Source organism: Bizionia paragorgiae, from assembly GCF_900107625.1.
Classification (GTDB): domain Bacteria; phylum Bacteroidota; class Bacteroidia; order Flavobacteriales; family Flavobacteriaceae; genus Bizionia; species Bizionia paragorgiae.
Genome location: NZ_FNQK01000020.1, coordinates 33,190 through 57,781 on the forward strand (window position 1 = coordinate 33,190; position 24,592 = coordinate 57,781).

General features: G+C 35.9%; 25 protein-coding genes. 13 read left to right on the forward strand and 12 right to left on the reverse strand.

Annotation, left to right across the window (positions count from 1 at the left end; translation table 11 throughout):
• Nucleotides 1–57: 57 nt before the first annotated feature.
• The 4 genes from BLV64_RS12720 to msrB (BLV64_RS12735) form a co-directional block, all read right to left on the reverse strand.
• Nucleotides 58–657 (reverse strand): DUF4919 domain-containing protein, encoded by a 600-nt coding sequence (locus tag BLV64_RS12720; protein WP_177165333.1) that lies wholly within the window; start codon nt 655–657, stop codon nt 58–60.
• 389 nt (nt 658–1,046) lie between these two features.
• On the reverse strand, nt 1,047–1,475 hold the full coding sequence (locus BLV64_RS12725) for a hypothetical protein (RefSeq protein WP_092136164.1): 429 nt from the start codon (nt 1,473–1,475) through the stop codon (nt 1,047–1,049).
• Between the two features lie 33 nt (nt 1,476–1,508).
• Nucleotides 1,509–1,904 (reverse strand): peptide-methionine (R)-S-oxide reductase MsrB, encoded by a 396-nt coding sequence (msrB, locus tag BLV64_RS12730; RefSeq protein WP_092136166.1) that lies wholly within the window; start codon nt 1,902–1,904, stop codon nt 1,509–1,511.
• The gene (gene msrB, locus BLV64_RS12735; RefSeq protein ID WP_092136168.1) at nt 1,897–2,388 is read right to left on the reverse strand and encodes a peptide-methionine (R)-S-oxide reductase MsrB; all 492 of its coding nucleotides are present in this window, start codon (nt 2,386–2,388) and stop codon (nt 1,897–1,899) included. The genes msrB (BLV64_RS12730) and msrB (BLV64_RS12735) overlap by 8 nt, the downstream gene beginning before the upstream one ends.
• Nucleotides 2,389–2,607: 219 nt before the next feature.
• On the opposite strand from msrB (BLV64_RS12735), the gene BLV64_RS12740 reads away from it, so the two are divergent.
• The 3 genes from BLV64_RS12740 (at nt 2,608) to BLV64_RS12750 (ending at nt 5,696) form a co-directional block, all read left to right on the forward strand.
• Nucleotides 2,608–3,438 (forward strand): M48 family metallopeptidase, encoded by an 831-nt coding sequence (locus BLV64_RS12740; protein WP_092136170.1) that lies wholly within the window; start codon nt 2,608–2,610, stop codon nt 3,436–3,438.
• A gap of 72 nt (nt 3,439–3,510) precedes the next feature.
• The gene (locus BLV64_RS12745) at nt 3,511–4,803 is read left to right on the forward strand and encodes an MFS transporter (RefSeq protein WP_092136172.1); all 1,293 of its coding nucleotides are present in this window, start codon (nt 3,511–3,513) and stop codon (nt 4,801–4,803) included.
• A 50-nt stretch (nt 4,804–4,853) separates the two neighbouring features.
• On the forward strand, nt 4,854–5,696 hold the full coding sequence (locus BLV64_RS12750) for a hypothetical protein (RefSeq protein ID WP_092136174.1): 843 nt from the start codon (nt 4,854–4,856) through the stop codon (nt 5,694–5,696).
• Between the two features lie 92 nt (nt 5,697–5,788).
• Here BLV64_RS12750 and BLV64_RS12755 read toward each other — a convergent pair whose 3' ends face one another.
• The 4 genes from BLV64_RS12755 to BLV64_RS12770 form a co-directional block, all read right to left on the reverse strand.
• Complete coding sequence (locus BLV64_RS12755) at nt 5,789–6,514, reverse strand: head GIN domain-containing protein (protein ID WP_092136176.1); 726 nt, start codon at nt 6,512–6,514, stop codon at nt 5,789–5,791.
• Nucleotides 6,515–6,578: 64 nt separating this feature from the next.
• Nucleotides 6,579–7,661, reverse strand: coding sequence for a DUF4097 family beta strand repeat-containing protein (locus BLV64_RS12760; RefSeq protein WP_177165334.1), 1,083 nt, complete (start codon nt 7,659–7,661; stop codon nt 6,579–6,581).
• The gene (locus tag BLV64_RS12765; protein WP_092136180.1) at nt 7,645–8,199 is read right to left on the reverse strand and encodes a hypothetical protein; all 555 of its coding nucleotides are present in this window, start codon (nt 8,197–8,199) and stop codon (nt 7,645–7,647) included. Before BLV64_RS12765 ends, BLV64_RS12760 begins: the two co-directional genes overlap by 17 nt.
• Nucleotides 8,200–8,209: 10 nt before the next feature.
• Nucleotides 8,210–8,761, reverse strand: a complete 552-nt coding sequence (locus tag BLV64_RS12770) for an RNA polymerase sigma factor (protein WP_092136182.1) — start codon at nt 8,759–8,761, stop codon at nt 8,210–8,212.
• A 272-nt stretch (nt 8,762–9,033) separates the two neighbouring features.
• Between BLV64_RS12770 and lon the strand changes: the two genes are divergently transcribed.
• From lon to cmk, 3 genes are all read left to right on the forward strand, one after another.
• Complete coding sequence (gene lon, locus BLV64_RS12780; RefSeq protein ID WP_092136186.1) at nt 9,034–11,481, forward strand: endopeptidase La; 2,448 nt, start codon at nt 9,034–9,036, stop codon at nt 11,479–11,481.
• A gap of 228 nt (nt 11,482–11,709) precedes the next feature.
• A complete protein-coding gene (gene porQ / locus BLV64_RS12785) occupies nt 11,710–12,729 on the forward strand; it encodes a type IX secretion system protein PorQ (protein ID WP_092136188.1) in 1,020 nt (339 codons plus the stop codon).
• 53 nt (nt 12,730–12,782) lie between these two features.
• Nucleotides 12,783–13,472, forward strand: a complete 690-nt coding sequence (cmk, locus tag BLV64_RS12790; RefSeq protein WP_092136190.1) for a (d)CMP kinase — start codon at nt 12,783–12,785, stop codon at nt 13,470–13,472.
• A 112-nt stretch (nt 13,473–13,584) separates the two neighbouring features.
• Here cmk and BLV64_RS12795 read toward each other — a convergent pair whose 3' ends face one another.
• Entirely contained in the window at nt 13,585–13,965 is a 381-nt protein-coding gene (locus BLV64_RS12795) for a LysM peptidoglycan-binding domain-containing protein (protein ID WP_092136192.1), read from the reverse strand.
• A 268-nt stretch (nt 13,966–14,233) separates the two neighbouring features.
• Here BLV64_RS12795 and rpsA point away from each other — a divergent pair, with 268 nt between their 5' ends.
• From rpsA to BLV64_RS12830, 7 genes are all read left to right on the forward strand, one after another.
• Nucleotides 14,234–16,063 carry a 30S ribosomal protein S1 gene (gene rpsA, locus BLV64_RS12800; protein ID WP_092136194.1) on the forward strand — a complete coding sequence of 610 codons (1,830 nt, stop codon included), beginning with the start codon at nt 14,234–14,236 and terminating at the stop codon, nt 16,061–16,063.
• Nucleotides 16,064–16,189: 126 nt separating this feature from the next.
• On the forward strand, nt 16,190–16,729 hold the full coding sequence (pyrR, locus tag BLV64_RS12805) for a bifunctional pyr operon transcriptional regulator/uracil phosphoribosyltransferase PyrR (protein WP_092136196.1): 540 nt from the start codon (nt 16,190–16,192) through the stop codon (nt 16,727–16,729).
• A gap of 69 nt (nt 16,730–16,798) precedes the next feature.
• Nucleotides 16,799–17,728 carry an aspartate carbamoyltransferase catalytic subunit gene (locus BLV64_RS12810; RefSeq protein ID WP_092136199.1) on the forward strand — a complete coding sequence of 310 codons (930 nt, stop codon included), beginning with the start codon at nt 16,799–16,801 and terminating at the stop codon, nt 17,726–17,728.
• 4 nt (nt 17,729–17,732) lie between these two features.
• Nucleotides 17,733–18,065, forward strand: coding sequence for a ribonuclease Z (locus BLV64_RS12815; protein WP_092136201.1), 333 nt, complete (start codon nt 17,733–17,735; stop codon nt 18,063–18,065).
• Between the two features lie 50 nt (nt 18,066–18,115).
• Entirely contained in the window at nt 18,116–19,021 is a 906-nt protein-coding gene (locus BLV64_RS12820; protein WP_092136203.1) for a ribonuclease Z, read from the forward strand.
• A 36-nt stretch (nt 19,022–19,057) separates the two neighbouring features.
• Entirely contained in the window at nt 19,058–19,705 is a 648-nt protein-coding gene (gene pdxH, locus BLV64_RS12825) for a pyridoxamine 5'-phosphate oxidase (protein ID WP_092136205.1), read from the forward strand.
• Nucleotides 19,706–19,917: 212 nt separating this feature from the next.
• Nucleotides 19,918–20,406: a CAP domain-containing protein gene (locus tag BLV64_RS12830; protein WP_092136208.1), complete on the forward strand. Its 489-nt coding sequence runs from the start codon at nt 19,918–19,920 to the stop codon at nt 20,404–20,406.
• A 190-nt stretch (nt 20,407–20,596) separates the two neighbouring features.
• Here BLV64_RS12830 and BLV64_RS12835 read toward each other — a convergent pair whose 3' ends face one another.
• The 3 genes from BLV64_RS12835 to BLV64_RS12845 all read right to left on the reverse strand — a co-directional run.
• Nucleotides 20,597–22,540 (reverse strand): OmpA family protein, encoded by a 1,944-nt coding sequence (locus BLV64_RS12835; RefSeq protein ID WP_092136210.1) that lies wholly within the window; start codon nt 22,538–22,540, stop codon nt 20,597–20,599.
• A 9-nt stretch (nt 22,541–22,549) separates the two neighbouring features.
• Entirely contained in the window at nt 22,550–23,494 is a 945-nt protein-coding gene (locus BLV64_RS12840) for a PorP/SprF family type IX secretion system membrane protein (protein WP_092136212.1), read from the reverse strand.
• An 11-nt stretch (nt 23,495–23,505) separates the two neighbouring features.
• The coding region (locus BLV64_RS12845; protein ID WP_143034173.1) for a T9SS type B sorting domain-containing protein at nt 23,506–24,592 on the reverse strand (1,087 nt) is incomplete at its 5' end.

Sequence of the window (24,592 nt, forward strand, 5' to 3'; positions counted from 1 at the left end):
TGTGTGCCAAGCAAGCTGGCACTAGCAATGAAATATCCACGGTGTTATGTGCTTGTTTTACTTGTTTTTTAGTTTTTCCTTTCCTTTAAATACATTACTAATTTCAAAGTAATAAATTTTCTTTTCTCCGTTTTCATCAACAACTTCCATTCGGTCACATATTCCGCCAGCTATTCTTTGATTATCTAATTCAACTCCAAGCATATCTAATATAAAATACGCTTCAGATATTTGGATTACGGACCATCCGTTTTCACAAGATTTCCCATCACCATTATTTACAATCGATTTTAAAAGTCCAAATTGTATAGTTTTATGTTTTTCGGCATTCATTGTATCACCAATATATTTATAGGTTTGCCTCAATATTTTGTGAGCATTCATACTTGTATAGTCAATACTCAATAACTTTTTTGTTGTAGTAATAATACTATCGTATTTCGATTCCGACATTTGTCGGTACATTGCTTTTGTCAGTTCCCTAAATTCAGTTCTTTTTTCTGATGCAATTTTGAACTGTTTACTTTCAGTAAAGCTTTCTCGGAATGATTTATAATCAATATCAGTTTTTCCGTTTTCAAGTATTTGTACGGTTTTACTGTAACTATCATCTAATTCAGGTACTTTTATTTTCGTATCTGTCTGTCCGGTAACCAAGATAAAATTGAAGAGAAATATTAAGGATAGAAGACATTGTTTAATCATAATAGGTTTTACTTTCATCTTGACATAAACTCCATACATCACCCCAACCATAAACTATATCGCCCTTATTAATAGGGCGAATAGCATTATTTAGAACTGTAGAGTAGGTTGGTTTAGTTTTTAAATTAATTGTTATAACAAGATATATAAAATTGATGTTTATAATAGTATTAAAACAACAAGGTTATTAACAAAGGCTTTTAAGAAGTGTCATTATTATTTTTATGGACTGAAATGAAGTAGTAGTCTAGCTGGTCCAGCGCAGTTAGTTAGTTAGTTAAACAAAAACACCCCGCTAATAATTAAAAAGCGGGGTGTGATTTTGTACTTGTTTTTAGATCCTATTGCATGGTTAATTCAGTGCCAGGTAACCATTTCATCTTGGAAACATAAAATTTTAAACGTTTGTGTGTGGTATCATCCGAAGTGTCTTTCGGATTTTCAAAAATAATCTGTGCTTGAGCAGATCGAAAGTCCAAAGGAAATTTACCATCTGGCTCCAATTCGCTACCTGTAGAAAAGGATACGGTGTTTTTATCTGCCTTCCAAAAGCCTTTACTGTAGCTCTTGGTTTCTGGCGAAACGCCTTTCACATTATGAGAATACGAATGAAATTCGTACGTCCCGTTTGATTCTAAAGTCAAGCTGTACTTAATTGTGTCAGCAGACTCTTCTCCAATGGTTTGCGTGTAGGTGCCGTCAATACCATGGGTTTGCGCATAACTTTGTACTGCAGCGCAAAAAAGTAATGTTGTTATTAATTTTTTCATTTAGGTTGGATTTGGGACTCCTAAAATAGTAAATTATTTTTTATCTAACCTAACACTTACCGAATTTACGCAAAACCGTGTTCCAGTGGCTGTTGGACCATCGTTAAACACATGGCCTAAATGCCCCCCACAGTTAGAACATACGATTTCTGTGCGTAGCATACCGTGACTTTTATCTAAAATATTTTTTACACTTCCAGGTATAGCATCATCAAAACTTGGCCACCCGCAATGGGCATCAAATTTACTACTGCTTTCAAATAGCTGTTGGTCGCATCCAGCACAGCGGTATATGCCGTCGTCAAATACCAAATTGTACTCGCCAGAGTGTGGCCTTTCGGTACCTTTTTCGCGTAATATTCTGTACTCTTCTTCTGTAAGCTGCGCTTTCCATTCGGCGTCAGTCTTATTAACTTTATAATTATTCATGTTCTGGGATAAATTTTAATGCAACTCCGTTTACACAATGTCTTTTTCCTGTGGTTTCACTAGGACCATCATTAAACACATGGCCTAAATGTCCGCCGCAAGTAGCACAATGCTCCTCGGTACGGGTGTGTCCTAATTCATAATCTACCGAAAAAGCAACATTGCCTTTTATCTCGCGATCAAAACTGGGCCATCCTGTACCGGAATCAAATTTGTATTGCCCTTTAAATAAAGGGGTGTCACAAGCCGCACAACTATAGGTACCCTTGCGGTTTTCTTTGTTTAGCGGACTCGAAAAAGGGCGCTCTGTGGCAGCCTTTCGCATAACATTGTAGGCTAGGGGAGATAAGTCCTGTTTCCACTGTGCATCCGATTTCGTGACTTTAAACGACGATTCTGTTTCTTTTTTCTGCTGAGCAGTTCCGTCACACTGAAATAAAAAGACGGAAAATAATAAAATAAGGGTGTTTTTTAAGGCTATCATCGTATCAGTAATTTCACTTTATAGTCGTAATAATAAGGATTGTATTACAGATTCTTTTTAATTTTATCTTAAATTATTTATATCTTTAAAGGAATATCATAATTAAATGGTCTAAATTTTGCTTACTTTAAGAGAATGCATAAAATAGATGTATTTAATTCGTACTTTTTAAAACGAACTTTACGTAATTTTATAACCTAAAAAATAACTAGTAAAACTATGACATTTAAATCAACATTAATAATGGTATTAACAGTCGCGCTGTTTTTATCCTGTTCTACAAATCCTTTTACTGGGAGTAAAACCCTAGCATTAGTGCCTAATTCACAATTGTTTCCTACCTCTTTTGCACAATACAATCAGTTTTTAGGAGAGCATAATGTGATTACAGGTACTAAAGATGCTGAAATGATTACGCGTGTTGGTCAACGTATTGCCGTAGCGGCAGAACGCTGGTTAAATGCTAACGGGTATCAAGGGTACCTAAGCGATTATAAATGGGAGTATAAATTGGTGAATGACGAGCAAGTCAATGCGTGGTGTATGCCAGGAGGGAAAATCGTGTTTTATACTGGGATTTTACCAGTGGCCGAAAACGAAGCGGCTATTGCCGCTATTATGGGGCATGAGGTAGCCCACGCTTTAGCAAACCACGGACAACAGCGTATGAGTGCCGGAATGTTACAACAGGTAGGAGCCGTTGCAGGAAACATTGCAATTCAAGATGAAAAATCAAGAAATATTTTTAACCAAGCTTACGGTGTTGGTAGTCAGGTAGGGGTGATGTTACCTTTTAGTAGAGGTCACGAATCGGAAGCCGATAGAATAGGTTTATACCTTACAGCGATTGCAGGTTACAACCCAGACGAGGCAGCAAACTTATGGAGACGTATGGCAAAAGCTAGTGGTGGACAAGCGCCACCAGAGTTTTTAAGTACCCACCCAGCCAACCAAACACGTATTGACGAATTAACACAATTAGCTCCAGCTGCTAAAGCAGAGGCTAAAAAATTTGGAGTGACTTCTTTTAGACCAATCACTAAATTTTAAAAATATTTTGTACATCACAGTATAGAAATACTTATTTTCGAAGCCACTCCAATAACGAGTGGCTTTTTTATTATGGCAGATTTAAAAAAAGGAAGTAAGAAATTATTAAACGCTTGGGCCTTTTACGATTGGGCGAATTCGGTATATACCCTAACCATCGCATCGTCGATTTTTCCCATTTTTTATTCCGCTTTATTTGCTGAAGAGCTAAAAAAAGTCTCTGCTTTTGGTTTCGAATTTAAAAGTACTGCCCTTATTACTTTTGTTACCGCATTTACCTTTCTTGTGGTCGCTTTTAGCTCACCACTATTATCCGGGATTGCCGATTATGTAGGGAATAAGAAAACGTTTATGAAGTTTTTTTGCTACGTGGGTGGTGCCGGATGTATCGGACTCTATTGGTTTAGCTTAGAACATATTTATATCAGTTTACTGTTTTATTTTATGGGCTTAATTGGCTATTGGGGAAGCTTGGTTTTTTACAATTCCTATTTGCCAGATATCGCCTTCCCAGAGCAACAAGATAAAATTAGTGCCAAAGGGTTTTCGATGGGGTATATTGGGAGTGTCTTATTACTCCTTATAAACTTGGCCATGGTTATGAGCCAGGAAACTGGTGAAGCCAAAATGCAAATGATGCGCTATTCATTTTTAACCGTTGGGATTTGGTGGGTCGTTTTTGCACAGTACACCTTTTATATCTTACCTAAAGGAACCTCTAACGGTAATAAAATGTCGACTTCGGTTGTGTTTAACGGATTTAAAGAACTAAAGCAAGTGTGGCAGCAACTAAAGCAAAACCTGCGCTTAAAACGTTACTTAGGGGCGTTTTTTGTATTTAGTATGGCCGTGCAAACCATTATGCTAGTCGCCGTGTATTTTGGCGAAGAGGAAATCGCATGGGCCGAAGACGGGAAAACCATGGGCTTAATCGTAAGTATATTAGTCATTCAAGTGGTAGCCGTTATCGGTGCCGTTTTAACTTCAAGAGCATCAGCGAAATTTGGTAATATCCAAACCCTAATTGCCGTTAATGTAATATGGATGGGACTCTGTTTTTATGCGTATTTTATGGAAACCCCAGCCCAGTTTTATATTGCTGCCGGTTTAGTGGGCCTAGTAATGGGAGGTATACAATCGCTAGCACGTTCTACCTACTCTAAATTCTTACCAGAAACCAAAGACACCACGTCCTATTTTAGCTTTTATGATGTGGCCGAAAAAATAGGTATCGTTATCGGAATGATTATTTATGGAACGATAGACCAGATTACCGGAAGTATGCGGAATTCGATATTGTTCTTGTTTGTATTCTTTCTAATAGGTATCATTTTATTGTTTCGTGTGCCCAGAGGGAATCCGTGAATTTAATTTATTTGTGTATGTTTGTAAAAACCAATTAACCAAAAAAATAGATGAAAAAACTAAAATCCCTTACCATTTTAACACTTTCTGTGCTATTAATGACAACCTTTTCGTGTGAAAACGAACCTTTAGATCCAGATTATAATTTTGAAATAGATAGTGAAATAGATGGTAATACTTTCGGTGATGGTTCAGGACCTCCAGGAGGACCATCGACAGGTGATTATTGGCCAATGGCGGTAAATAACGTATGGACATACGATTATACCGTAGATAGTGAAGTGCAAGACCCTTACGAAATGGAAATTGATGCTAATGTAAATTATCAAGGGAATTCAGTGTTTAGATACCTGCAGTTTATGCCTACAACAACCGCTACCGATGGTGCGGAATTCGAAGGTGTTGATTTAACAACCTACTCAAGAAAAAATGGTGGGGACTATATTATGACTATTGGTGATTTACAAGCCGATTATTTAGGAGGTATGTTTACGCTTAACCAAAACGGTTACAGTATTATTGTGTTAAAAGACTATGAAGAAGTAGGGGCAACGTGGGTGTCTACAGCGCAAACAACAACAAGCTTTACAGCTTTAGATCCTACTTTGCCAGAATTGCCAGAGGTGATTACTAACTTGGAATATAATTTTGAGATTGCAGAAAAAGGCGTTTCAGTAGAAGTTAATGGAGTTACTTATAACGATGTGATAAAAGTAGAGATGCTATTAAACTCTTACAGTCCAGAATTTCCTTCTCAGGTAATTACTGCAGAGTCAGAACTTTACTATGCTTTAGATGTGGGAATCATTAAATCGGTAAGCATTACTAACGATGAAGCCGATGGTGTGGAATCTGTTTCTGTTTTAGAATTAAATACCTATAGCCTAAATTAAGACCCTATTTAAATTAAGATATAAAAAAAGCCTCTACCGTAACGTAGAGGCTATTTTGTGTTTTATAAGTTCAGTATACAATCGTCAGTTACTTAGTGTCTGCTAATACTTCCCGATCCCGTGACTTTATTATTTTTAGCGCTAGGGTTTCCTTTGTAAATAATACTTCCCGATCCTGTTACTTTTGCAGTAATACTGTTTGTACAATGCAACTCAAGGTCTCCAGAACCTGTTACCTTTACATCGGCATTAGAGGCGTTTAACTTGTAAGCGTGAATATCTCCAGAGCCGGTTACCGAGGCTTCAAATGTAATGGTACGCCCCGATAAGGTAACGTCTCCCGAACCTGTAACCGTTGCTTCAAGGTCGCTAGTTTCAACATCTAAAACAATATCTCCAGATCCCGATAGTTTGGTTTCAAAGGCTTTGCTTCTAATAGTATGCGTGCTTGTTACATTTCCAGACCCTGAAAGAGCTACTTTATCTATAGATTCAAAAGGAATCGTAATGGTAATCGTTTTATTATAACTCGTTTTTAAATTTACATTATTTTCGGTTTTAATAATAAGATCGTTACCATTAACCTCGGTAATAATATATTCCAATAGGTTTTCTTCGCCTTCAATAGTAATAGTGCCTTCCTTACCTTTAACTAATATAAAGTCCCAAGATCCCGCACATCTAATGCCGTCATAGTTAGAGGTGCTTCGCGTAATAGTGGCCATCGTGCCATTGCCTTTTATTGTTTTGGTGCCCCATTGGGCCTGTGTAGTCGATATACATAATACCGCGACTACTAGTGTGAATAGTGTTTTCATAATACGTCGATGTGTTTTGATTTTAATATATTGATTAATGCATTGTTGATTATAAAATCGTGGTTTACTGCCTGTTTAAAGTCACACTACCATAGTCTGAATTGATACGGATATGATTCCCGCTGTTTTCTCTTAAATGAAATCCGGTGTAGTATTTGGAAGGCGAGTCGTCTCGCTTTTTACTAAACTGAAGCGCATTGTCCATAGCCTTGAGGCTTCCATAATCCAATTCAAGATTAAAGCTAAACGCATACTCCGGATCGTAACCAATTTTAATACCTACATAATCGGAGTCTATTTTTACCGAGCCTGCGTTTTTAGTCATTTTGTTGATGATTATAGAACCGTAATCGGCAACAATAGACACATTTTTGTAAATGTCCCCTAACTTAACCGTTAGATAATCCCCATCGCCAGACACGTTATTGGCTTTACCAATAGTAATGCCACCATAATCACAATTGTAAGTCACGTCCTCAGCAATGTCTATAGTCGATTTGGTATAGTCGGCAACAATAGCTATCTGATTGGTTTTAGAGATGGTAAAATCACTGTAATCCGCATTAATCTTTCCGCCCTTAATGTATTCAAAATAGCAGTTGTTAGAATAATCAAAGGTGATACTGTTGTTGTCTGATAGTAGCTCTTTAGTGATGATTTTTCCGTAATCACAATTTAAAGTGGCACTACCAAGAAGTTTTCCTAGGTTTATGGTACCGTAATCATTAGAGAAATCGACATTATTGGTCATAGGCATTTTAATAAGGTAGTTCACTTTCATGTTTACCGAATTGTTAGCGCCCCATTTCCACCACGAGCGCGATTGCTCTCTATTAAACTTGGTAATAGCCGACACATAATCGTCCGTAGCACTAAATTGTACGGTGATGCCATCAAGTTTTTCTTGGACTTTATTTTCGTCATCTCCAGTGGTTATGATCGTGATTTCAAACTCAATCCGGTTTTTATCCCAAGTCACCACATTTAAGTTTCCATAACTATTGTCAACCTTTAAGGTTGCCTGCTCGTTTACAGAATAGGTTTTGGTTATGGTCTTTTCCTTTTTATAGCGACCTTGGTCTGTATGTGCAAGCATCGCGAAAGGAATCACCAATAGTAAGAGAGTAAGGTTATAAGGTAATTTCATCTGTATTGTATTTTGTAGTTTTTAAGCTTTCTATAGTCGCAACAACTTCTTTTAATAAATTAATGCGGTTCCAAAAGTTATTAATCATAGCGTGAATTACGCGCTTGTCGTTTCCGCTTTCTGTTAAATCTATTTTTAATTGCTTGTATTCTTTTTCAAGACTCTCCATTTGTAGCATGGCGTCTTTTATTAACAGGGTTGTTTCTGGCGATTTTTCGTTGTTTATAGTATTTAGTTTTTCATTAATTACAGAAGTGAAAAAGCTTTGAGTGTTCGCTAATTCCGGAGATACATTGGCCAAATCATTTACCGCTGGTGTTGGTTTTAAAGTAAAGGTTAATGCGATAAGAAGTACTACCGTTGCAGCAATTGCTGCTAGTGGTTTCCACAACTCACGGCGAGAGGTGCTTTCCGAGAATCCGCCACCCTGATGTTGTGATTCTAATTTTTTTAAAAACCGTGCTTGATGCCCACTAGGTGGTGTGGCCATATCAAAATCTTGGTGCTTAAAAAGGGTGTCTATAGTGTCGTTTTTCATTATAGTGATATTATAAATCTTGTATTTTATTTCGTAAACTGTCTTTGGCTCTAGAAATTATTGTTCTACAATTAGCGTAAGATAGCGTCATTATTTGGCTGATTTCTTCATAGTCATAACCTTCAATTAAATGCAATGAGAGCGCAATTCGGTAATTATCCTTTAAAGTGTCCATAACCTCTATGATTTGTTGGACTCGAAAATTGGTGTCGTCGTAATCACTAGTTATCCCATCGTGATCCTCTAATTTGTAAAGCACATCATCTAAAGGTTGCGTCAGCTCTTTTTTTGATTTATTAAAATAATGAATGCTTTTATTTATTACAATCCGCTTTAACCAAGGCCCAAACATATTATGGTCGTTTAATGTCCCCAATTTGGTGAATGCGAGCAAAAAAGCATCCTGCATAATGTCTTCGGCATGGTAACTGTCTTTAACAATTCGCAATGCCGTATTATACATCGCATGATAATACCTGTTGTATAGCTCCAATTGCGCATATTGGTTTTTTGCTTTACAGAGTATTATAAGCGCTTCGGTATTTTGTTTGGTTAGTGTCAAAAAAAATAATTCTTACTATATAGAGTCTGTTAATACCTTAGTGTTACACTTTTTTAAAAAAGTATTAAAAGTTAGTTTAATTTTTGATGAAAACCCTCAAAAAGGGCTGTTTTATAAAAACGGCATATTAATTGAACTTTTAAAAGAGAAATGCATAGTGTTTGTTTATAAACTATTGTAAATCAACACTATTATTAATGTTTCAGTAAAACAATTAACGATATAAATTATAGAAACTTCAATTGAAGTGACATAATGACCTAATATACGATATGAAGAAATCTAATTTAATAAGTCTTGACAGTTTGTCATTACAGGGTTTTGATGAAAATTCAGAACTAATTCCTTTAATGACGCCTGAAGATGAAGAAAAAATAAACAGCGAAGAGCTGCCAGAAACCTTACCAATATTATCACTGAGAAATACCGTGTTATTTCCTGGTGTTGTTATTCCTATTACGGCAGGTAGAGATAAGTCTATTAAACTTATTAACGATGCTAATAACGGGAGCAAGGTGATAGGTGTAGTTTCTCAAAAAGACGAGTCTGTCGAAGATCCTAAAGCAGGAGATGTTAATGCGATAGGAACGGTTGCACGTATTTTAAAAGTTTTAAAAATGCCCGATGGTAATACCACGGTTATTATTCAGGGTAAAAAACGTTTTGGTATTGCTGAGGTAATTACCGAAGAGCCATACATGAATGCTACGATTCGCGAGGTGCCGGAGGCTAAACCAGCGCTTCAGAATAAAGAGTTTGAAGCGATCGTAGAGTCGATTAAAGAACTGGCTTTACAAATCATAAAAGACAGCCCGAATATTCCTAGCGAAGCTTCTTTTGCTATTAAAAACATTGAAAGTGATTCGTTTTTAATCAATTTCGTGTCTTCTAATATGAATTTATCAGTGTCGGATAAACAAGCTTTATTAGAGAAAAATGATTTGAAAGAGCGCGCTTTAGAAACCTTGAAATATATGAATATGGAGCTTCAGAAATTGGAGTTACGTAACGATATACAGTCAAAGGTTCAAAGTGATATGAATCAGCAGCAACGTGAGTATTTCTTACACCAGCAAATGAAAACGATCCAAGAAGAGTTGGGTAGTAATAATGAGCAGGAGATTGAGGAAATGCAAGAACGTGCTAAAACAAAAAAATGGAACGACGACGTTGCTAGTCACTTTGATAAAGAGATTAAAAAAATGCAACGTATGAATCCTCAGGTGGCGGAGTATTCTATACAACGTAACTATTTAGAGCTATTTTTAGACTTGCCATGGAACGAGTTTAGTAAGGATAAATTTGATTTAAAACGTGCTAAAAAAATATTAGATCGCGACCACTATGGTTTAGACGATGTTAAGAAACGTATTATAGAATACCTTGCAGTTTTAAAATTGCGTAACGATATGAAATCGCCAATTTTATGCTTGTACGGACCTCCAGGAGTTGGTAAAACCTCTTTAGGGAAATCTATTGCTGAAGCTTTAGGGCGTGAGTACGTGCGTATGTCTTTAGGTGGTTTACGTGACGAGGCTGAGATTCGCGGACATAGAAAAACGTATATTGGTGCGATGCCTGGTCGTATCTTGCAACATCTTAAAAAAGCGGGGACGTCTAATCCTGTTTTTGTATTGGATGAGATTGATAAATTAGCGAATTCACATCAAGGAGATCCGTCTTCTGCATTGCTAGAGGTTTTAGATCCAGAACAAAACAGCGAATTCCACGATAACTTCTTGGAATTAGGGTTCGACCTGTCGAAGGTGATGTTTATTGCAACATCAAATAGCCTTGGTAGTATACAGCCCGCATTGCGCGACCGTATGGAGATTATAAACGTTACCGGTTATACGATTGAAGAAAAAGTAGAAATCGCTAAACGTCATTTATTACCAAAGCAATTAAAAGAGCACGGATTAAAAGACGAGCATTTAAAAATAGGGAAACCACAATTAGAGAAAATTGTTGAAGGTTATACTAGAGAATCGGGTGTTCGTGGTTTAGAAAAGCAAGTGGCTAAAATGGTGCGCTACGCAGCGATGAAAATCGCTATGGAAGAAGAGTATAACGTAAAAGTATCTAACGAAGACGTTATTGAGATATTGGGGAGTCCGAAATTGGAACGCGATAAATACGAAAACAACGAGGTTGCTGGTGTGGTAACAGGATTAGCATGGACTAGTGTTGGTGGTGATATCTTATTTATAGAATCAATTTTATCTAAAGGTAAAGGGACACTTTCTATTACTGGAAACCTAGGTAAAGTCATGAAGGAATCGGCAACGATTGCCATGGAGTATATAAAGGCTAATGCTGATGAGTTTGGTATTAACCCAGATATATTTGATAAGTATAATGTGCATATCCACGTGCCAGAAGGGGCAACGCCTAAAGACGGACCGAGTGCAGGGGTGACAATGTTAACCTCGTTAGTGTCTTTATTTACTCAACGTAAAGTTAAGAAAAGCTTGGCTATGACCGGAGAGATAACACTAAGAGGTAAAGTGTTACCAGTAGGAGGAATTAAAGAAAAGATTCTTGCTGCTAAACGTGCGAGAATTAAAGAGATTTTATTGTGCGAGGAAAACCGCCGTGATATCGAAGAGATAAAACCTGAGTATGTAAAAGGACTGACCTTTCATTATGTTACCGATATGAAAGATGTTTTAAAATTAGCGCTGACAAAGCAAAAGGTTAAGAACCCGAAAGCACTGTAATTAGCGCGACGTATATAGTCAGTTATAACACGAAAAACCATAAACAGATGTGAGCATCGGTTTATGGTTTTTTTATGGACTAACAGCACGAACTAAAAGCGGGATGAGCAACTCTAAAACAAAGATGGACCCCCAGGAATAATAATGATAAACGGATTAAAATAAGGCCTTCAAAAATAAAAAGGAGTTGTAGGCGTTTTAAAATAGATTTAGTTACTTTGCAGCTTTATGCTAAAAAAATATTTGCCTCTTTTATGTTTGTTTTCAAGCGCCTTGTGTTTCGCACAATTAGGAGGGCAATCGACGTACCAATTTTTGAATTTAGTGTCTTCACCACGTCAAGCAGCCTTGGGAGGGAAAGCACTTACTAATGTCGATTATGATGTGACTCAAGCCTTGTATAATCCGGCGACCATTAATGACGCTATGGATAATCAGTTGGCGCTAAATTACACCAATTATTTAGGCGATGTATCTTACGGATCTATAGCCTACGCTTATACTTTAGACCGCAGAACACAAACCATTCATGTTGGAGCGACCTATGTGAATTATGGGTCTTTTGATGGTTATGATGAAAATGGAAATGCTACAGGCTCCTTCTCGGGATCGGAAGCGGCATTATCGGCAGGATATGCCGTTCAATTAGGCTATTCGGATTTTTATTTTGGCGCAAATCTGAAGTTTATAACCTCCAGTTTAGAACAATACAATTCGTTTGGAATAGCAACCGACTTAGGGTTGCTGTATGTAGATGAGCAATTAGAATTTCAAGCGACCTTGGTGGTACGGAATCTGGGGACTCAAATAACAGCCTACCACGAACACTACGAATCGTTGCCTTTAGATGTTGCTATAGGTCTATCTCAAACGCTAGAGCATATTCCATTGCGTTGGCATATTACCTTCGAAAATTTACAACAGTGGCCTATAGGTTTGCCTAACCCCGCAAGATCGACTACCGATTTGGAAGGCAATCAAAAAGCGGAGAAAGTTGGGTTTTTATCAAACGTGGTACGCCATACTGTATTGGGGGCAGAGTTGTTTCCTGATAAAGGATTTAATATCCGTTTAGGGTATAATTTTAGACGTGCAGAAGAACTAAGAATAGTCGAGCAACGTAATTTCTCAGGCTTGTCGGCAGGGTTCGCTGTTAAGATTAACAAGTTAAGATTCAGTTATACACACGCCAAATACACGGCAGCAGGAAACTCTAACCTTTTTGGTCTGCATATAGATTTACAATAAATCCATTTGAAAGCGTATAATAATCCTTATTTTTGCCACTAAAACACATTCAATTGAAAAAAATCACGATAGCCATAGACGGTTTTTCTTCTACCGGAAAAAGCACGGTTGCAAAACAATTAGCTAAGCATTTAGGGTATATTTATGTCGATACTGGCGCCATGTATCGCGCGGTAACCTTATTCGCTATGCAGCAAGGATTTATTGATAAGGATCATTTTAATGTCGATAAACTTATAGCTGCTTTAGATAACATAACCATTAGTTTTAAGTTTAACGAAACTGCGGGTTTTGCAGAAGTGTACTTAAATGGTGTGAATATAGAAAAGGAGATTAGAACTTTAGAGGTGTCTCAATTTGTGAGTCAAGTGGCAGCAGTTTCAGAAGTGCGTTCGCAACTGGTAAAGCAGCAACAACAAATGGGGAAGGATAAAGGCGTGGTTATGGATGGTCGTGATATTGGAACTGTAGTTTTTCCGGATGCTGAATTAAAATTGTTTATGATTGCCTCGGCCGATAAGCGAGCGCAAAGACGTTTTGATGAGCTTATAAATCGTGGAGATAAAGTATCTTTTGAAGAGGTCTTAAAAAATGTTGAAGACCGTGATTATGTGGATTCTCATCGCGAAGACTCACCATTGCGAAAAGCTGATGATGCTATAGAAATTGATAATTCTGACTTGGATTTAGAATCGCAGTTTAAAAAGGTATTAGAATTGGTAAATACTAAGTTTTCAAATTAAGAATTAGTATACTACTATAAGTAAAAAGCCTTACTATTTCTAGTAAGGCTTTTTTGTGAAAAGCAAACCATAAATAAATTTAAAAGGTCGCTTTAAAGGTGCTATTAAACTCCTACAAATTTGGAATTATTAATTCTTGATCGGGGTGAATAATATCTGGGTTCTTTAAAATATCTGAATTGGCTTTAAATATAACTTGGTATTTCGCTGGATTGTTGTAATACTGTTTTGCAATTTTACCCAAGGTCTCACCGCTTTTTACGGTATGTCTATGGTAAACACTAGTGTCTTCAACTTTTATGTCTGCTACAATATCACTAGGGTTTTCACCACCAGCTAATTTAATTTTATCCCAAAGTAGATTTTTCTCGTATTGTGTTGCGGCAGTTCCTTTAACGTGTAAAACGCCATTGTTTTCTGATACATCACCATTCTTAATATTTAATTGTTCTCCTAAATTTAATACCTCTTGGTATTTCGCTTTTACAGCCATTTTCTCTTGTTTAATTGTTAATCTACTAAAGATAGAAAAAACCTTAATACAAATGACGTTAATGATCTTATTTATTTAATTTATAATCAGATGTTTAAAAAATATTTAATGGGATTAGGTAGTATTAATAAAAAGTATTATTTTTGCACTCCTTTTTAACGGCTTATAGGAGCGAGAAAAGGGACTATAAAACAAACATAATTTAACACTTCTGTATGTTAATCGTTTAAATCCTCCTAAACTTACAGAATACAAAAACTTATCTGCAATGGCTGACAAAGCAAAACAAGCAGAAGTTGAAGCAAAAAACGCGACAACAAACGACGCTCCAGTAATCTCTGAAGCACAAGCAAATCCTGAAAAATTCTTAGCTGACTTTAACTGGCACAACTACCAAGAAGGTATTGATGAGGTTGAAGATTCTCAGTTAAAAGAATTTGAAAAATTAGTATCAGAAAATTTCGTAGACACATTAGATGACGAAGTTGTAACAGGTAAAGTAGTTCACATCTCTGATCGTGATGCTATTATCGACATCAACGCTAAGTCTGAAGGTGTTATCTCATTAAACGAATTCCGTTACAACCCTAATTTAGCAGTAGGTGATGAAGTAGAAGTATTAATCGATGTTCGTGAAGACGCAACTGGACAATTAGTATTATCTCACAGAAAAGCTCGTGTTATCAAGGCTTGGGATCGTGTTAACAATGCACACGAAACTGGAGAAATCGTTAATGGTTTCGTAAAATGTAGAACTAAAGGAGGTATGATTGTAGATGTTTTCGGAATCGAAGCATTCTTACCAGGTTCTCAAATTGACGTTAAGCCAATTAGAGATTACGATCAGTATGTAAACAAAACTATGGAATTTAAAGTTGTGAAAATCAACCACGAATTCAAAAACGTAGTAGTATCTCATAAAGCTCTTATTGAAGCGGATATTGAAGTACAGAAAAAAGAAATCATCGGTCAATTAGAAAAAGGTCAAGTATTAGAAGGTGTTGTTAAAAACATTACTTCTTACGGTGTATTCATCGATCTTGGAGGTGTTGACGGATTAGTTCACATTACAGATTTATCTTGGTCTAGAATTAACCATCCAAATGAGATTGTTGAGTTAGATCAGAAATTAAATGTTGTAATTCTTGATTTTGATGAAAACAAATCTAGAATCCAATTAGGTCTTAAGCAATTATCTAAGCACCCATGGGATGCTTTAGGTGAAGACGTTAAAGTAGGAGACAAAGTAAAAGGTAAAGTAGTTGTAATCGCTGATTACGGTGCATTTATCGAAGTTGCTGAAGGTGTTGAAGGTTTAGTTCACGTTTCAGAAATGTCTTGGTCTACGCACTTACGTTCTGCTAACGATTTCGTATCTGTAGGAGATGAAATCGAAGCTCAAATCTTAACTTTAGATAGAGAAGATCGTAAAATGTCATTAGGTATCAAGCAATTATCGCAAGATCCATGGACAGACATTACATCTAAATACCCAGTAGGCTCTAAGCACAACGGTATTGTACGTAACTTTACAAACTTTGGTGTTTTTGTTGAATTAGAAGAAGGTATCGACGGATTAATTTATATCTCTGATTTATCTTGGACTAAGAAAATCAAGCACCCATCTGAGTTCTGTGCAGTTGGAGACAAGTTAGACGTAGTCGTACTTGAGTTAGATGTTGAAGGACGTAAATTATCTTTAGGTCACAAACAAACAACAACTAACCCTTGGGATAAATACGAAACTGAGTTCGCTTTAGGAACAACACATACAGCAGAAATTGCTGAGGTTGTAGATAAAGGTGCAACTATCGAATTTAACGAAGATATCGTTGCTTTCGTTCCTTCTCGTCACCTTGAAAAAGAAGACGGTTCTAAATTAGGAAAAGGAGATTCAGCTGAATTCAAAATTATTGAATTTAACAAAGAATTTAAAAGAGTAGTAGCTTCGCATACTGCAATTTTTAAAGCTGAAGAAATGGCAAATGTAAAAGCTGCTGTTGAAAAACAAGCAACTCAAGCTGCAGAATCTAAACCAACTTTAGGTGATGCTAACGATGCTTTACAAGCGCTTAAAGATAAAATGGACGGTAAATAAGAATTACCACTCATTATAAATTTAAAAGCCTTTCAGAAATGAAAGGCTTTTTTTATGCGTAACTTTATCTTTAAACTCTTAATTTTTTACATTAACTTTGTTAAACAAACACGATGAAATCCTATTATGAGTCAGAAAGTGCTACTTAACGCCACAGCCATTAATATTATACTTCATAGATTGGCTTGTCAATTAATAGAAAACCATAATGACTTTTCTAATACCGTTTTAATCGGTATTCAACCTAGAGGCTCCTTTTTAGCAAACCGCTTGGCAGAAGTGCTAAAAACAGACTATAAAATTAAAGATTTAAAGCTGGGACTCTTAGATATTACCTTCTATAGAGATGACTTTAGACGCGGTGATAAAACACTAGCAGCAAACTCTACAGAAATCGATTTTGAAATAGAAAATAAAAAAGTGGTTTTTATAGACGATGTCCTGTTTACAGGGCGAAGTATCCGTTCGGCATTAACAGCTATTCAGTCTTTTGGGAGACCAGATGATATTGAATTGTTAACCTTAATCGACAGACGCTTTAGTCGCCATCTACCCATTCAGCCCGATTATCGCGGCCGTCAAGTAGATGCCATTAACGAAGAGAAAGTAAAAGTACATTGGATGGAAAATGAAGGTGAAGATTGTGTGTATTTAGTGCAAAACTAAGTCATTTAATCAGCACCTTTTTTCATTTAAAAATAAATAGAGTAGTAATTACAGAAATACAATAATACAATGAGCGAATTAAGTGTTAACCACTTACTAGGTATAAAATATCTTAATAAACAAGATGTCCAACTTATTTTTGAAACCGCCGATCACTTTAAAGAAGTTATTAATAGGCCCATTAAAAAAGTACCTTCTCTTAGAGATATTACCATTGCTAATTTATTTTTCGAGAATTCTACACGAACCAAATTATCCTTCGAACTGGCTGAAAAACGACTGTCTGCAGACGTTATAAACTTCTCGGCAGCACAATCGTCAGTAAAAAAAGGAGAAACACTTATCGATACGGTAAACAATATCCTATCTATGAAAGTAGATATGGTTGTGATGAGACATCCCAACCCGGGAGCTAGTGTCTTTCTTTCTAAGCATATAAAGGCCAATATTATTAATGCTGGTGATGGAGCTCATGAGCACCCAACACAAGCCTTATTAGATTCGTATTCTATACGAGAAAAGCTGGGTGAAGTGGCCGGTAAGAATGTGGTGATTGTGGGTGATATTTTACACAGTCGTGTAGCCTTATCCAATATCTATGCTTTAAAATTACAAGGGGCTAATGTTAAGGTTTGCGGACCAAAAACACTAATACCAAAGTATATCGAGAAACTGGGGGTTACCGTAGAAACCGATTTGCGCAAAGCCCTACAATGGTGCGATGTAGCCAATATGTTACGCGTACAAAACGAACGTATGGATATTAGTTACTTTCCGTCAACACGTGAATACACACAACAATTCGGAGTTAATAAGGAGCTTTTAGATTCCTTAGATAAAGAAATTACTATAATGCATCCAGGTCCAATTAACCGTGGCGTCGAAATTACGAGTGATGTTGCCGATTCTAAACAAGCTATTATACTCGATCAAGTACAAAATGGTGTGGCCGTTAGGATGGCAGTGATTTATTTATTAGCTTCAAAATTAAAACAATAATATTATGATTATAGATAAAGAAAACAACACGTCGATAATTACTCAAGAAAAAGCAACAGTTGTTGAGTTAGTAAAAAAAATAGAATCCTTATACCCGAAATTTAAAAATGATAATCTTATTATTAAATTAAGTGTTCTAGGGGCTATCACTGTTCAAGATATTATAGAATTCTTACGTTTATCTAATAAGCATCGTGCTGCCAAACTTTCTTTTGTTGTGGTAACCGATAAAATTAACCTTAATGAGACACCAGAAGAAATTGTTGTTGTTCCTACCGTAAAAGAAGCTTTCGATATTATTGAAATGGAAGAAATGGAACGCGATTTAGGTCTGTAGTGACTCGTGCTTTTTACTTAGCACATTAAATAACTCTAATTCACATTATAATGCAACTTAATATATTAGGCTGTTATAGTGCTACGCCGCGTACCTTTACAAATCCGACTTCTCAAGTTCTCGAAATTAATAATCATATTTTCTTAATCGATTGCGGAGAAGGTACTCAGGTAGAACTTAGACGCCATAAAATAAAATTTAATCGCATTAAACATGTGTTTATATCACACTTACACGGTGATCACTTTTTTGGTCTAGTGGGTTTAATCTCTACATTTAGATTACTAACTCGAGAAGCCGATCTTCATATTTATGGTCCTAAAGGTTTAAAAGAAATAATTACACTTCAATTAAAGTTGAGTAAATCATGGACCAATTACCAATTAATATTTCATGAGTTAACAAGTACGTCTTCCGAAGTTATTTTTGAAGATGACAAAGTTGAAGTACGTACTATTCCATTAGACCACCGCGTGTATACTAATGGCTTTTTGTTTAAAGAAAAAGAAAAAGAACGCAAGTTGGATATGAATGCGGTGCTAAATGCAAACATAGATGTGGCGTATTATCGGAAACTTAAACAAGGTTTTGATGTTGTAAATGAAGAGGGGGTAATTATAAAAAATGAGAGCGTTACTCTAAAAGGTCCAGAACCAAAAAGTTATGCATTTTGTAGTGATACGGCTTACAATGAGTCTGTCGTTCCTATTATTAAAGACGTCAGTGTTTTATATCATGAATCTACTTTTTTAGAAAAACACGCAAAATTGGCGCCTAAAACCAAGCATAGCACAGCTATAGAAGCAGCTAAAATTGCCAAACTAGCGCAAGTTGGCAAACTTATATTAGGGCATTATTCTACGCGTTACGAAGATTTAAATGCCTTTAAAACGGAAGCAGAGACTATTTTTCATACTGTGGAATTAGCAGATGATGGAAAGGTCTTCGATCTGTAACCGATCACACAAACAGAACAGATAAAATACATAGGAATGAAAAAAGATTTAGGACACTACAGAAAAGCCTACACTAAAAGCGAACTCATTATCGAAAACACTCCAGATGATCCTATCGAACTATTTAAAGAATGGTTTAATGATGTTGATGCCTCTTTTCCGGATCAGGAAGCTAATGCCATGACCTTGTCAACCATTGGATTAGACGGCTATCCAAAAAATAGAATTGTCTTGTTAAAAATGTTTACTTCAGAGGGTTTTGTTTTCTATACGAATTACGATAGTGATAAAGGTCAAGCAATTGCTAATAACCCTAAGGTTAGTTTATCTTTTTTTTGGGAAGGGGCGGAGCGACAAGTGATTATTAAAGGTGTTGCCGAAAAAGTTTCAGAAAGTGAAAGTGATATCTATTTTAATTCACGACCTAGAGGGAGCCAGCTTGGTGCTATGGCCTCAAACCAAAGTCATAAAATAGAGTCAAGAGAAGCTTTGCAAAATAAGTTGGAAAGCTTAGAAAAGGAATATGAAGGTAAACCCCTAAAACGTCCAAACTATTGGGGAGGCTACCTTATAAAACCAGTAGCTATTGAGTTTTGGCAAGGAAGACCCAACCGTTTACACGATCGTGTCGCCTATGAATACAACGAAAATACAGGGTGGATTAAGAATCAATTAGCTCCTTAGTGTGAAAAGTGTAATTGTATTTGTGATTTCTCCGGTGAAATGCATAAACACACGTTGAAACACCCGAATAAATCGTCATTCTCTGTATTTTAACGATTATTGACATAAAAAACCGACGAAATGCGTGTTTTTAATCGATTTTAACATTTTATTAACACTTGTTAAGAAACGACGATGTTATATTTGAGTCCCTTAATCTTAAATATCTCATTATGAATCGATTGATTAACCTACTTTGTCTTGTTCTTTTATTGTCATTTTCTACTGCTTGTTCTTCTGATTCCGATGAGGATTTTGATGTACCAGTTGCGGCAACTATTCCAGCTTCTAAAACCATTGAGATTGAAATTTTAGAGTTGATTAATGCTCACCGAATTAATTTAGGTTTAAATACCCTAAGTGATAATCCACTAGTAAAAGGTCAGGCCTATAGTCATACGGAATACATGATTCAAGATAACGAGATTTCTCATGATTATTTTTATTCTAGAGAGAACTATTTAGTACAACACGCTGGAGCATTACGCGTTGGAGAGAATGTAGCCTATGGCTTTACTAATGCAGAAGCTGTTGTGAAGGCTTGGATTGCTAGTGACGGACATCGCGCTAATATAGAAGGCGATTTTACCAACTTTGAAATTTCTGCCGAGCAAAACAGTTTAGGTCAATGGTTTTATACCAATATTTTTATAAAAAAATAAATACGAATATTATTTTTGTAGTAAAGAGTTGAATAGTAGTATTCAACTCTTTTTTTAGCCTTCATCTAGCAACAATGAATGCGTGATTCACACGAGGTTAGTTATAGTTGATAAGCTATGCTTAGTAGATCTATATTATGAAAAGGGATGGTTTTAAACCGTCCCTTTTTATATAATTATCTAATTTGTGTTACTCGGCTGTGTAACCATCGGTGATAATAAACTTAGATCGTCTATTTTTTTGATGTTCTTCTTCAGTACATTTTGTATTATCGTCACAATCATTGATTAATTGTGACTCACCATAGCCAATAGCACTTTCAATTCTATTTTGGCTGATACCTCTAGAGATTAAATAAGCTTTTGTGGACTTCGCACGTCGGTCCGATAACTTTAAATTGTATTTATCTCTACCACGGCTATCTGTATGTGACTCAATTTTAATTATCATTTTAGTATGTTCCTTCATAACTGTGACAATATTTTCCAATTCGTAAGCAGCATCAGGTCGGATATTAGATTTATTAAAGTCGAAGAATATAGGGTTAATTACAATTTCATTTTCTATAATTAGCGGACTTAAAAAGAGGTCAATCTGAGTTTCTTCTTCATTGATAATAGATGTTGTAAACTCTCTTTTATCTGATCGATAAGTTACCTTTTCACCTAGAATAATATACTTGTGATCACATGAAATATCTAGAAATTCATACTTACCATTGTCATCCGATACTATAGATTCTACTACTTTACCTGTTCCATCCATTAACTTTACGGTCACTTGCGCTAAAGGCATTTGCGTAATGAGATCTTTGGTAACGCCTCTAATAATTTGTGTGCATTCTAATTTTCCAAAGGCATAAATATCATCACCGCCTTTACCATCGGGTCTATTTGAAGAAAAATATCCTGTATTGGTTTCCGAATCAATAAAAAAAGCAAAATCGTCATAGCCACTGTTAAAAGGGGCTCCCAAATTTTTAACTTCAACCTCTGTACCCTTAGCTTTTAAAATATTTGACTCAAAGATATCTAAAAGTCCCAGATTAATTCTGGTATCAGATGAAAAATAAAATGTAGAATCTTTAGCTATAAAAGGAAAGTTTTCTCTGCCTTCTGTATTTATATTGGCGCCTAGATTTTTTGGTTCACCATAAGTGCCATCTAAATTTATAGAGACCTTGTAAATGTCTGTTTGCCCAAATCCATCCGGCCTGTCCGATACAAAATATAATGTTTTATTATCCGGACTAAGGGCAGGGGAGCCGTTCGAGTAATCTTTACTGTTAAACGGTAAATCCTCAAGATTTGTCCACTTTCCATCAACTAAATTAGCTTTAAATACTCTTAAATTTGAAGTCCCTTCTTTGTCGTAATTGGCTCTATTATTTCTTTTATTAAGATTATCTCTTGTAAAGTATAAGGTTTTTCCATCCTTGGTTATAGCTATAGAGGCTTCATGAAAATCAGAGTTTACGATGTCTGAAGCTAACAGACTAACATTAGAAAACTTTTTTTTAGCATTATCAATACTAAGTTCTGCCTGATAGATATTTAAAAAAGGTTCCTTATTCCATTGATATAATTTATTTTCATCAATAATAGAGTCTTTCGGTCTAGTCGAAGAAAAATAAAACATGTTTTCACTTTCAAATCCACCAAAATCTGAATAGGCACTATTCAGTTCTAAGTTTTTATAATCGACATAAACTTTTTCCGTACTTTCTAAAGCTTTAAACATTGCTACATCAAAAACAGCATCATTTTTAATTCGCTTGTCATCGCTTTTTCTTGACGCATAATTTTCGGTCCATTTTTGAGCTTTTTCGTACTCTCCAAGACTTCTTAAGGTTTGAATGTATTTGTAAATATATTCGGCATTAAGCTTTTCGTATTTTGATACTGCCTTTTCATACCAAAAGTGAGCCTCTTTTACATTAGAGTTATTGTAATGGCAATCTCCAATGCGGCTGAGAACATGCTCGCTACTATCTCCTTTTTTAACGGCCTCTAGATACAGTTCTGTAGCTTGTTTATAAGCGTAATCTCTAAAAAAATTATCAGCAAGTTTTACTTGAGCACTCATAATTGTGCTCACCAAAAAACTTAGGATTAAAATTAATATGTTTCTCATAATTTCTAATTAAAAGTATCGCGGTGATTTTATACGACGAGACGGTTTAAATACCTCGTACATTAGTAATATTTCGTGAGTCCCTCCTGTATATGGTCTTAAATCGGATAAGAAATGTTCATAAGTATAACCTATTCTTAGCTCTTTAGACACTTGGAAGTCGATCTGAGCGCCAAGTGTTGTGGTTTCCTTATTATAACGATATCCGGCACCTAACCACAGTTTTTCAAAAAATAAAAAGTTTAGGTTTCCGTCTATAGAAAGGGGAGCTCCGTTGGTCGCTTTTACTAAAAATGAAGGCTTTAATTTCGTGGTTTCATTAAGATCAATAACATATCCACCAGTCAAATAATACCCAATGCGCTCTACTGCTATATAATCGATACTCGGATCTCTTTTGCTTTCATTGTAGTTGGTATTAAGAATCCTAGGAGCAGATAAACCAAGGTACCATTTGTTGGTATCTAAAAACAAGCCCACACCTATATTAGGGTTCCATCGGTTTTTAAAATCTCCGAAAAAAGGATCAGAATAGATATCTTCTTGATCTAAAAACCCCACGGTGTCTAAATTATAATGCGTAAAACCGCCCTTTAAACCAAAAGCCAATTCCGTACGTTCGTTAAGTCGTATGGTATACGAAAAGTCTGCATAGGCGAAAACAAAATTTTCATACCCTAATTGGTCATTTATAATAGAAATCCCAAGGCCCATTTTTTCTTTTTCCAATGGGGTGTGAATCGATAGGGTTTGTGTTGATGGTGCGCCTTCTAAACCTACCCACTGACTTCTATGTAAGCCGACAATGCTTAAAGTTTCTCTACTTCCAGCATAGGCTGGATTTATGGAGATCGTATTAAACATATATTGCGAGAATTGTGGTAGTTGTTGTGCAAATGAAATCGAAAAGCACATAAAAGCAACCGCAAAAATATATTTAGTTAAGTCTTTCATTTTTAAATTAATTATTTTGTTCCAATATAAAAAGGTCCAGTTATAGGTTTTAATCCACTATTTCTTAAAGTTACTACGTAATAATAGGTACCGTTTGGTAATTTATCGCTATTTCCAACAGAGGTGTTAGGAGCATCCCCAGCCCAATCATTTTGATAATCATTAGCCTCAAATATAATTGCTCCGTAGCGATTAAATATTTTGACGTCGACAACAAAACTACAATCGGTAGTGCCATTTACTGTAAAATATTGGTTGTATTGATCACCGTTTGGTGTTACAGCTTTAGATATTTTTATGGAATCAGAAGTACATGGTAATACTCTACAATCGTCATTTAATCGAACACTGACTTCTGTAGTTTCTAAACACCCATTGTTAGTAATTATGTAAGTGAAAATATACTCACCAAGTTCCAATTCTAGTGGATTAAAGTTGCCATCAGATTCTAAAGTAACAGTGTTATCTTCACTAATCCATGTGCCGTTTAAATCGGTGCCTGATTCTAAAAAGTCGAATAGGTTAATAGTGCCATCTCCAATACAAAATTCTTGACTTACTTCGTGGATAAAGTTTTCACTAATAACAGATATAATTTGCGTGATTACTGTAGTATTTCCACAGGCATCAGTGGCTGTCCATTCTCTAATTATTTCATAATCATTTCCGTCACCAGTAAAGGTATTTGTTTCGTTATAGCTTACTTCAATTGCTTCTGTTGAACAGTTATCGGTAAATTCTAAACTTGGAATTTCAGGAATATTTGAACAGATGACCGTAAATGAGGTTTCTAATTCCGATACCAAGGTTGGAGCGGTAGTGTCTTCGATGTTTATCGTTTGTGTTTGCGTAGTAACGTTTCCACAAGCATCAACTAATGTCCAAGTTCTTATAAAAGAAGACACGTTAGCACAAGCTCCAGCAGTTGAAGCTCCGTCTGTGTAGGTTGCTTCTAAAGCAGCAGTTCCACAGTTATCCGCTTCGTCGGTCACATCACCAGTTAATGTTAGGTCAGTAACATCTTGATCACACTCTAAAGTCACTTCTGCAGGCACCGTAAAGGTTGGAGCGGTAGTGTCTTCGATGTTTATCGTTTGT

Coding starts and splice junctions, on each gene's coding strand:
- BLV64_RS12740 (WP_092136170.1), top strand. CDS start 2,608: ATGACATTTAAATCAACATTAATAATGGTATTAACAGTCGCGCTGTTT.
- BLV64_RS12830 (WP_092136208.1), top strand. CDS start 19,918: ATGAATCGATTGATTAACCTACTTTGTCTTGTTCTTTTATTGTCATTT.
- BLV64_RS12835 (WP_092136210.1), bottom strand. CDS start 22,540: ATGAGAAACATATTAATTTTAATCCTAAGTTTTTTGGTGAGCACAATT.
- pdxH (WP_092136205.1), top strand. CDS start 19,058: ATGAAAAAAGATTTAGGACACTACAGAAAAGCCTACACTAAAAGCGAA.
- BLV64_RS12840 (WP_092136212.1), bottom strand. CDS start 23,494: ATGAAAGACTTAACTAAATATATTTTTGCGGTTGCTTTTATGTGCTTT.
- BLV64_RS12755 (WP_092136176.1), bottom strand. CDS start 6,514: ATGAAAACACTATTCACACTAGTAGTCGCGGTATTATGTATATCGACT.
- msrB (WP_092136168.1), bottom strand. CDS start 2,388: ATGATAGCCTTAAAAAACACCCTTATTTTATTATTTTCCGTCTTTTTA.
- BLV64_RS12760 (WP_177165334.1), bottom strand. CDS start 7,661: ATGAAATTACCTTATAACCTTACTCTCTTACTATTGGTGATTCCTTTC.
- BLV64_RS12750 (WP_092136174.1), top strand. CDS start 4,854: ATGAAAAAACTAAAATCCCTTACCATTTTAACACTTTCTGTGCTATTA.
- BLV64_RS12820 (WP_092136203.1), top strand. CDS start 18,116: ATGCAACTTAATATATTAGGCTGTTATAGTGCTACGCCGCGTACCTTT.
- BLV64_RS12725 (WP_092136164.1), bottom strand. CDS start 1,475: ATGAAAAAATTAATAACAACATTACTTTTTTGCGCTGCAGTACAAAGT.
- BLV64_RS12745 (WP_092136172.1), top strand. CDS start 3,511: ATGGCAGATTTAAAAAAAGGAAGTAAGAAATTATTAAACGCTTGGGCC.
- lon (WP_092136186.1), top strand. CDS start 9,034: ATGAAGAAATCTAATTTAATAAGTCTTGACAGTTTGTCATTACAGGGT.
- BLV64_RS12765 (WP_092136180.1), bottom strand. CDS start 8,199: ATGAAAAACGACACTATAGACACCCTTTTTAAGCACCAAGATTTTGAT.
- pyrR (WP_092136196.1), top strand. CDS start 16,190: ATGAGTCAGAAAGTGCTACTTAACGCCACAGCCATTAATATTATACTT.
- BLV64_RS12795 (WP_092136192.1), bottom strand. CDS start 13,965: ATGGCTGTAAAAGCGAAATACCAAGAGGTATTAAATTTAGGAGAACAA.
- BLV64_RS12815 (WP_092136201.1), top strand. CDS start 17,733: ATGATTATAGATAAAGAAAACAACACGTCGATAATTACTCAAGAAAAA.
- rpsA (WP_092136194.1), top strand. CDS start 14,234: ATGGCTGACAAAGCAAAACAAGCAGAAGTTGAAGCAAAAAACGCGACA.
- BLV64_RS12810 (WP_092136199.1), top strand. CDS start 16,799: ATGAGCGAATTAAGTGTTAACCACTTACTAGGTATAAAATATCTTAAT.
- msrB (WP_092136166.1), bottom strand. CDS start 1,904: ATGAATAATTATAAAGTTAATAAGACTGACGCCGAATGGAAAGCGCAG.
- porQ (WP_092136188.1), top strand. CDS start 11,710: ATGCTAAAAAAATATTTGCCTCTTTTATGTTTGTTTTCAAGCGCCTTG.